Origin of the sequence: Caballeronia sp. (assembly GCF_028292365.1) — a bacterium.
Taxonomy (GTDB): Bacteria; Pseudomonadota; Gammaproteobacteria; order Burkholderiales; family Burkholderiaceae; genus Caballeronia.
Window position 1 is genome coordinate 1 of the sequence record NZ_JAQGMM010000030.1, and the last position, 3,199, is coordinate 3,199.

General features: G+C 59.3%; 2 protein-coding genes and 1 pseudogene. All 3 read left to right on the forward strand.

The features are described 5' to 3' along the window. Positions 1-486, forward strand: a pseudogene (locus tag JWR14_RS01405) (glycine dehydrogenase (aminomethyl-transferring)); the annotation flags it as partial. A gap of 118 nt (positions 487-604) precedes the next feature. After that, on the forward strand, positions 605-1,708 hold the full coding sequence (locus tag JWR14_RS01410) for an alginate lyase family protein (RefSeq protein ID WP_299700083.1): 1,104 nt from the start codon (positions 605-607) through the stop codon (positions 1,706-1,708). 30 nt (positions 1,709-1,738) lie between these two features. After that, positions 1,739-3,127 (forward strand): L-serine ammonia-lyase, encoded by a 1,389-nt coding sequence (locus tag JWR14_RS01415; protein WP_299700086.1) that lies wholly within the window; start codon positions 1,739-1,741, stop codon positions 3,125-3,127. Positions 3,128-3,199 lie beyond the last annotated feature (72 nt).

Below are 3,199 nucleotides of genomic sequence, written 5' to 3' on the forward strand. Positions count from 1 at the left end.
CCCGTGCTGTACAGCGGCGCGGGCGGTCTGGTCGCGCACGAGTGCATTCTCGATCTGCGTCCGTTGAAAGAAACCAGCGGCATTTCGGTCGATGACGTCGCCAAGCGCCTGATCGATTACGGTTTCCACGCGCCGACGATGAGCTTCCCGGTGCCGGGCACGCTGATGGTTGAGCCGACGGAATCGGAATCGAAAGAGGAACTGGATCGGTTTATCGATGCAATGATCGCCATTCGCGACGAAATTCGCGCGGTGGAGGAAGGCAAATCGGATCGCGAAGATAATCCGCTGAAGAACGCGCCGCATACGGCGGCGGTGGTTGTGTCGGATGGCTGGAGCCACGCTTATTCGCGGGAAACGGCGGCGTATCCGCTGACATCGTTGATTGCGCGCAAGTACTGGCCGCCGGTCGGCCGCGCCGACAACGCCTACGGCGACCGCAACCTGTTCTGCTCGTGCATTCCGTTGTCCGAATATGGAGAATGAGCGGTAAATAAGCACGCGTTTCAACTGTCCGGCATTCGCGAGATGTCGGACAGTTTTGCCGGAGTCACACAACACCAGATACCATCTCTCCCGAACCAAGCCAATCAGGGAGTTTTGCATGGCGCGACAGGTGCGAGTGGTGAGTAAAACGTGGCGTGTTCCGGCGATGATCGCGGCCCTTGCCGCATCGGCAATCAGCGCGCCAAGCGCGGTTGCCGCAATGAATTTTTGCGCCGCACCCGCGATGCAGAACAGTGAGCGCACGAACGCCGATCCGGGCGTGAAAGCACTGGTGCAAATGGTCCAGTCGCGGCTGAACGACCAGCCGAAGGCGCGGGCAATGCTTCATACGGAAGGCACGTTGCCGCATCAGGGCATTCGCGACGAAAGCGAAGAGGCTGAGAAGGATCTCGGATTAATGCGCGACGCCGCGCTGGCGTGGCGTGCGACTGGCAATGAAGCGTATTTGCGTCTCGTCGACCGGTTTTTGTTCGCGTGGGTCACAACCTATCAGCCGAGTTTCAATCCTATCGATGAAACGAATTTCGAGTCGTTGATCCTCGCCTACGACCTGACCGCGAGCGCATTGCCGGTAAAGACGCGGAATGCGTCGAACGCGTTCATCACGAAGATGGTGACGGGATATATAGCGGATATCGACAAGCAGAAACGGCCGCTGACCGGTACGTATCGGAACAACTGGCAGAGTCACCGGATCAAGTTGATTTCGATGGGCGCGTTCACTACTGATGACCGCAAGCTGATTAACGCGGCACAGCGGCTATATGTGGAGCATATTGGAGACAACATTGCGCCGGATGGCTCGACCGTCGATTTCGCCGAACGCGACGCGCTGCATTACGTCACGTACGATCTGCAGCCGCTGGTCACGGCTGCGCTCGCGGCGCGTCGTCATAACCGCAACTGGCTGACTGAGCGCTCGCAGTCGGGCGCGACGCTCGCCGCCGCGCTGAACTGGCTCACGCCCTATGCGCTTGGTACGCGCACGCACGACGAATTTGTTCATTCGAACGTGCCCTTCGATGCCACCCGCCGAGAGGCTGGCCTGCCCGGTTATTCGGGCACGTGGGATCCGAAAAACGCGGCCGAGTTGTTTCATCTATCGGCGCGGCTTGACGGGCGTTACGCGCCCATTGCGCTGCGCTTGGCGCCCACGCCGCCGGCCTGGCTCGCGGTTTGTTTGCCGTTGCCGGCGCGCTGATTTTTTAGCAGCACCTTTGCAGGAGCAGTCATGGCAGTCAGCGTCTTCGATCTTTTCAAAATCGGCATCGGTCCGTCGAGTTCGCATACGGTCGGGCCGATGCGCGCCGCCTTGATGTTCGAGCAGGGACTCGAACGCGATGGTCTGCTGGACGCCACGGCTTGCGTGAAATGCGAGTTGTACGGTTCGCTCGGTGCAACCGGCAAGGGTCACGGTACGGATCGGGGCGTGATGCTCGGCTTGATGGGCGATGCGCCGGATACCGTGGATGCAGGTACGATCAGCGCGCGGCTCGAGACCGTGCGCGCGACGAAAAAACTCATGCTGCTAGGCCGGCATGAGATTCCGTTTGTACTGAAGGAACACATTGCATTTCTGCGGCAAGCGCTGGCTGAGCATCCGAACGGCATGAAACTCCATGCCTTCGATGCCAACGGCGTTTCATTGCGCGACTCGACGTATCTATCGGTGGGTGGCGGTTTTGTGGTGACAGCGGGAGCATCGAATGTGAAGGTGCTGACCGCGATTGAACAGTTGCCGTACGCGTTTCAATCCGGCGATGAATTGCTCGCGTTGTGCCGTGAAACGGGCAAATCCGTGGCGCAATTGATGTGGGACAACGAGCGCGTGTGGCGCAGCGAAGACGAGATTCGCTCGGGCTTGCTGCGCATTTGGGAAGTGATGCAGTCGTGCGTGAAGCGCGGTTGCGGAATCGATAACCCCGACGCCGATGGTTGTCTGCCCGGTCCGTTTCAGGTCAAACGGCGCGCGCCGGTGTTGTATCGGGCGCTGGTCGACAAACCCGAGCAGGCGCTGCGTGATCCGCTTTCCATGATCGACTGGATCAATCTTTACGCCATTGCGGTAAATGAGGAAAACGCGGTGGGCGGGCGCGTTGTCACTGCGCCGACGAACGGCGCGGCCGGGATCATTCCGGCAGTGCTGCACTACTACGACCGGTTCATGCCGGGATCGAATGCGCAAGGCGTGATCGACTTTTTACTGACAGCGGCGGCCATCGGGATTCTGTACAAGATGAACGCGTCGATATCGGGCGCTGAAGTCGGGTGTCAGGGCGAAGTGGGCGTTGCGTGTTCGATGGCGGCAGCGGGGTTGGCGGCAGTCATGGGCGGAACGCCGACGCAGGTTGAAAACGCTGCCGAAATCGGGATGGAACATAACCTCGGGCTCACTTGCGATCCGGTTGGCGGGATGGTGCAGATTCCGTGCATCGAGCGTAATGCGATGGGATCGATGAAAGCGGTGAATGCAGCGCGCATGGCAATGCGCGGGGATGGCAGCCATTACGTGTCGCTCGATTCTGTTATCAAGACGATGATGCAGACCGGCGCCGATATGAAAACGAAGTACAAGGAAACGTCGCGGGGCGGGTTGGCGGTGAATATTGTTGAATGTTGAGGTTGAGATGGTCTCCTTGGGAAGCTTTTAAAACATCGCTTCCAAGCCTTTACGGTCAACCAGATCGAGCAA

Coding starts and splice junctions, on each gene's coding strand:
- JWR14_RS01410 (WP_299700083.1), top strand. CDS start 605: ATGGCGCGACAGGTGCGAGTGGTGAGTAAAACGTGGCGTGTTCCGGCG.
- JWR14_RS01415 (WP_299700086.1), top strand. CDS start 1,739: ATGGCAGTCAGCGTCTTCGATCTTTTCAAAATCGGCATCGGTCCGTCG.